The organism is Mesorhizobium sp. M7D.F.Ca.US.004.01.2.1 (assembly GCF_003997785.1).
Taxonomy (GTDB): Bacteria; Pseudomonadota; Alphaproteobacteria; order Rhizobiales; family Rhizobiaceae; genus Mesorhizobium; species Mesorhizobium loti.
In genome coordinates this window covers 1-4,921 of the sequence record NZ_RZRQ01000397.1, presented here as the reverse complement: position 1 = coordinate 4,921, position 4,921 = coordinate 1, and the positions used below count along the sequence as shown (strand labels likewise).

The window sequence follows — 4,921 nt, the reverse complement described above, 5'->3', positions numbered from 1 at the left end:
TCATTGCTCTTCCCCGGCGATCCGCAGGCCATCGCCGGACCGGCAATGCTGCCGCCGTTCCAGGATTGGTCGCTGCCGCTCGGCACCGACCGGCTTGGCCGCAACGTGCTAGCCGAGCTCTTTCATGGCGCCCGCACATCGCTGGCCGTCGGGCTCACGGCTGCGGCCGCCGCACTTGTCGTCGGCGCGGTGGTCGGCACATTGGCCGGCTTTGCCGGCGGCATCGTCGACGAGGTGCTGATGCGCATCACCGACGCCTTCCAGACCGTGCCGAGCTTCCTGCTGGCGCTGGCCTTCGTCAGCGTCGTCGGACCGTCGCTCGGCATCGTCGTGATTGCCATCGCGCTCGGCACCTGGACCGGACCTGCCAGGGTGGCCCGCGCGGAAGTCCTCTCCATTCGCGAACGCGATTATGTCGCCGGGGCCAGGGTCATCGGCATGCACCCGCTGGCGATCGCCTTTCGCGAGGTGCTGCCCAATGCCTTGCCTCCGGTGCTGGCGATGTCATCGGTGATCGTCGCCGCCGCGATCCTCACCGAAGCGGCCTTGTCCTTCCTCGGCTTGGGAGATCCCAACCGGGTCACCTGGGGCGGCATGATCGCCGAAGGCCGCACTGTTTTGCGCACCGCACCCTTCCTGTCGATCGTCCCGGGTATAGCGCTGGTGCTGACGGTACTCGGCGTCTATCTCGCCGGTGAAGGCATCGTCGAGACGACAGCGGTCAGGAGAGGCCTGTCGTGACCGCCTTGGCTACGATCCGCGACCTGACGGTGACCTACCGCCGCGACGGCAGCAAGGTGACGGCGCTGAAGGGTATCAGCCTCGACATCGCCAATGGCGAACGCCTCGCCATCATCGGCGAAAGTGGTTCCGGCAAGAGCACGTTGGCACTGGCCATTGCTGGGCTGTTGCCGGCTTCTTCGACGGTCAGCGGAAGAATCGAATGGCCCAACCTTGGCCGCATGCCTCTCGGCGGCAGCGACATCGGCTTCGTCTTTCAGGACCCTTCCGCCAGCCTCGATCCTGTCATGACGACCGGCAAACAAATCGCAGAGGTCGCACGCACCCATCTCGGCCTCACATGGCCACAGGCGTATGCGAAGGCAAAACACCTGCTTGAGCGGGTCCGCCTGCCGGACCCGGACTCAGCCTTGCGCGCCTTCCCGCACCAGCTCTCCGGCGGCCAGAAGCAGCGTGTGGCGATCGCCGCAGCCATTGCGGCCGGTCCGAAATTGCTGATCGCCGACGAGGCAACCAGCGCGCTCGACACCATCGTGCAGGCTGAGATCGTTGCCTTGATCCGACGATTGGTGACCGAGGACGGCATGACGCTGCTGTTCATCAGCCATGACATTGCGCTGGCGGCCGAGCTTGCCGAGCGCATTGCCGTTTTCCGTCATGGCCAACTGGTCGAGCTTGGGACGGCTGCGCAGATTGTCGGCGCCCCAACCCAGCCCTATACGCGCGCATTGCTCGACGCCCATATCGGCCTCGACGCCGAGCCATTGCTGAACCAAGCCGGGCTCCACGCATGAGCCTGCTGGCGGTGTCCAATCTCACCAAACGCTACCGTCGAGGCGACAAGACCATCGCAGCCGTCGACGATGTCTCTTTTCACATCGACCCCGGCGAAACGCTGGCGCTGGCCGGGCCCTCCGGTAGCGGCAAGTCGACGATCGCGCGGCTGGTGCTGCGATTGATCGAGCCGGACGCCGGACGCATCGACTTCGAAGGCGACGATTTCCTGGCCTTGCGCAGCGCAGCACTGCGAGCGCGACGCGCAAGCCTACAGATGGTGTTCCAGGACCCGTTGGCCGCCTTCAACCCGCGCGCCACGGTGGCGCGCGTGCTCGACGATCCCTTGCGCATTCATGGCATCGCCTCCCGCACCGAGCGCCCGCGCCGCATCGCCGGCTTGCTGGAGCGGGTCGGGCTGACGGCTGATCTCGCCCCGCGCGCCATTCACGAAATCTCCGGTGGCCAGCGACAGCGCGTCGCCATTGCCCGCGCCGTCGCGACGAAGCCGGCGCTGATCGTGCTCGACGAGGCGGTGTCGGCGCTCGACGTTTCCGTGCGCGGACAGATCCTCGACCTTTTGCTTGACCTGCAACGCCAGGAACGGATCGCCTATCTCTTCATTTCACATGATCTCGGCGTTATCAGGGCGATCGCCCACCGCGTCGTCCTTCTCGATGCCGGGCGGATTGCCGAGAGTGGCGATGCCTGCGCCGTCATCGACGCGCCGCAATCAGCCATCGGCAAGGCGCTGGTGGCGGCCGCACCGAGATTGAACCGGACCACACAAGACGCATCATGACCGACTCCGAAGCCAGAGCCGAGAAACTGTCGCGCGAACTCGATTCCGCTTTTCGCAACCGAGCCGATCTATACCGCCTGTTCCTCGAAGAACTGACCGGGAAGCTGGGCGCCAAACAGGCCGAGGCGATCATGATCCGCGCCATCGAACAGCGCGGCAAGGAAGTCGCGGCGGTCGCTTTCGCCAGCTTCGGCGCTAACGACGCTCGCGCGATCGGCGAGGCCTTCCTGGCGGTCAGCCCGGATGGCGGCCTGATGTATCCGGCCGATGTCGAACGCGGCGACGACCATATCGCCTTCAAGGTGAAACGCTGCCCGCTGAAAGACGCCTGGGTCGAGGCCGGCGTCGGAGATGAGAAACTCGCCACGCTCTGCCGCATTGCCGGCGCCTTCGACCGAGGCCTGTTCGAGGCGACCGGCGTGCGTTTCGACAATGTCACCTGGACTCCGGGCCATGGCTCCGGCTGTTGTCATATCGCGCTGACAAACCGGGATGCCGGATAGGCTCAGCCGCCGCCAAAGACGTGAAGTTCCGTTCCGCCCGCTTCAATGACGGCGCGCAGCGCCGGCTGCGGCTCGCGATCGGTGACGATGTCGGAAAGCTCGCCGAGGCCGCACACGCGCTCGAGGCTGTTGCGGCCGAACTTGTCGTTGGTCACCACCAGCGCTGTCGACAACGTTCTCGAGATCATCGCCCGCTTGACCGCCGCTGCTCCCGAGATCATGTCGCTGGGCCCATCCGCGGACAGGCTTGAGGCGCCGATGATGGCAATGTCGGCATTGTAGCGCCTGATGAATTCGACCGTATCCTCGCCGAACACGCTGGCTTCGCGGCTGTCATAGGTGCCGGGGCAGAGGACAACCCGGAAAGTCGGATTGGCGCCGGCTACCGAGGCCACCCCGATGGAGTTGGTGATGACGGTCAGGTCGCGCCTCAACTGCGAGAGATTGCGCGCCACCTCGTAGGTTGTCGAGCCTCCGTCGATCATCACGATCTGGCCTTTCTTGACCAGTCCGGCCGCGCCACGCCCGATCCGGGTACGCTCCTCGACCATGGTCTGGCTGCGCTCGGCAATCACCGGCTCGGATGTCACAAGCGAGATCGTTGCGCCACCATAGGTTCGGTTGAGCAGCCCCGCATCGCCAAGCTCGATAAGGTCGCGACGGATCGTCTCGCCGGCGACGCCAAGGCGTATGGCGAGCCTGGAGATACGGATCGAGGCCGACCGGCGCACTTCCGACAGGATGAGCTCATGCCGCTCCTTCTTCGACAGCCGGCTATGCTCCATGATCAATCCTCCGCGAGTCGAGGACATTAGAACAATTCCAGGAAAAGTGTGAAACGGTTTTCTGTCCGGAATTGTGTCAAAACAAAGAGTTAGAGCGATACGGGCACCGGTGCGGAAGGAGGGGGCCAAACCCGATATGGGCTGACAAGCGTGTTCATGGCTGGTCTGATGAAGACTTGGCGAATCGGAAGCCTTGTCGAATCGAAAGACGGCCGTCAGGAGAGCCCAATGCATGTCGTGACATTGTTGAAAGCGAACATGTTCGATGTCGAGATCGACGGCAAGCCCGCTTCGATCGCCGAGGCCTTGCCGGACTGGAACCCGCATGACCGTTTCGGCCTGGTGATCGACGACGCGCTTGGCGGCATCGGCGCGACCCATCTGCTGCAGATCGCCATCACCTCGTTCTACGACGTCAAGCCAAGCCGCCGCACCGAATTGACGGTCTATCCGGAAATCTATGCCTTCCACATCGGCAAGGGCTATGGCGCGCATGCGCCCTATGATTTCTGGCCGGCCCGGCGCGAGGTCATCACCTCGCGCGATCACCGTGAGGTGCTCGACGCCATCAACGATCGTGGCATCACCCGGCTTGCCGTCCCCGATCGCCAGCCACAAGAAGTCGTGCACCGGCCGAAGGAAGTCGACGCGGCGCTCGACCGGATTGTGTCGGCATTCGTCTACAGCCCGTCGGGCCGGGTTTCGGATCCCGACCTCGTCATTTCAGGCAACGACAGGCGAACTGAATACAACCCCAACAGCGCCTTGCGGCCCCGCTATTACCGACAACCGGCCGGCTTCGGTTTCGACGGCAGCCAAGCCGGTCAGGAAGTCGATCCGTCCTACCAGGAATGGCTGCGCAAGCGAGAGCACGACCTGACCAGCGAGGAACGCGCCTTTGTCGAACGCCGCCGCGAGGCGCTGAGACAGGACGGCCTCGTCACCGAGACCTACCGGCGCGCCGGCGTCCGCGAAGCGCTGATGCGGCTGGCGTCGGCCGGCCTCGATTGAGGCTCGGCCGCCACCACTCGCCCACTCAATAGCCGACGGTAAAGCGCTGCCTGATGTGGGCCGGCTTCTCGATCTCATCGACCATGACGATAGCGTAGTCCTCGAAGGAAATGCTGCTGCCCTTGTCCGAGGCGAGAAGCGTGTCCTTGCCGAGGCGGAATTTTCCGGTGCGTTCGCCCGGAACGAACATGGCGGATGGCGACAGGAACGTCCAATCGAGGTCGCCGACCGTCTTCAATCTGTCCAGGAAGTCGGCGCCCTTCTGCGCTTCGGCCTTGTAGATCGCCGGGAATTCGGGGGTATCG

General features: G+C 64.4%; 6 protein-coding genes and 1 pseudogene. 5 read left to right on the top strand and 2 right to left on the bottom strand.

The annotated features are described in order from the left end of the window. The 4 genes from EN993_RS31400 to EN993_RS31385 all read left to right on the top strand — a co-directional run. A partial coding sequence (locus tag EN993_RS31400; protein WP_164757929.1) for an ABC transporter permease occupies positions 1–741 on the top strand: 741 nt, incomplete at its 5' end. After that, entirely contained in the window at positions 738–1,535 is a 798-nt protein-coding gene (locus EN993_RS31395) for an ABC transporter ATP-binding protein (protein ID WP_164757928.1), read from the top strand. The genes EN993_RS31400 and EN993_RS31395, both read left to right, overlap by 4 nt. Continuing rightward, positions 1,532–2,317, top strand: coding sequence for an ATP-binding cassette domain-containing protein (locus EN993_RS31390; RefSeq protein WP_126070604.1), 786 nt, complete (start codon positions 1,532–1,534; stop codon positions 2,315–2,317). The genes EN993_RS31395 and EN993_RS31390 overlap by 4 nt, the downstream gene beginning before the upstream one ends. Then, positions 2,314–2,820, top strand: a complete 507-nt coding sequence (locus EN993_RS31385; protein ID WP_127265704.1) for an L-2-amino-thiazoline-4-carboxylic acid hydrolase — start codon at positions 2,314–2,316, stop codon at positions 2,818–2,820. Before EN993_RS31390 ends, EN993_RS31385 begins: the two co-directional genes overlap by 4 nt. Before the next feature lie 2 nt (positions 2,821–2,822). Here EN993_RS31385 and EN993_RS31380 read toward each other — a convergent pair whose 3' ends face one another. Then, complete coding sequence (locus EN993_RS31380) at positions 2,823–3,605, bottom strand: DeoR/GlpR family DNA-binding transcription regulator (RefSeq protein ID WP_109658656.1); 783 nt, start codon at positions 3,603–3,605, stop codon at positions 2,823–2,825. 228 nt (positions 3,606–3,833) lie between these two features. On the opposite strand from EN993_RS31380, the gene EN993_RS31375 reads away from it, so the two are divergent. Beyond that, positions 3,834–4,616 (top strand): hypothetical protein, encoded by a 783-nt coding sequence (locus EN993_RS31375; RefSeq protein WP_127265703.1) that lies wholly within the window; start codon positions 3,834–3,836, stop codon positions 4,614–4,616. Positions 4,617–4,641: 25 nt separating this feature from the next. Here EN993_RS31375 and EN993_RS31370 read toward each other — a convergent pair. Then, a pseudogene (locus EN993_RS31370) lies at positions 4,642–4,921 on the bottom strand (NAD(P)-dependent oxidoreductase); the annotation flags it as partial.

What these genes read in the sequence shown, in the direction of transcription:
- EN993_RS31390 (WP_126070604.1), top strand. Translation starts at nt 1,532, where the DNA reads ATGAGCCTGCTGGCGGTGTCCAATCTCACCAAACGCTACCGTCGAGGC.
- EN993_RS31385 (WP_127265704.1), top strand. Translation starts at nt 2,314, where the DNA reads ATGACCGACTCCGAAGCCAGAGCCGAGAAACTGTCGCGCGAACTCGAT.
- EN993_RS31380 (WP_109658656.1), bottom strand. Translation starts at nt 3,605, where the DNA reads ATGGAGCATAGCCGGCTGTCGAAGAAGGAGCGGCATGAGCTCATCCTG.
- EN993_RS31375 (WP_127265703.1), top strand. Translation starts at nt 3,834, where the DNA reads ATGCATGTCGTGACATTGTTGAAAGCGAACATGTTCGATGTCGAGATC.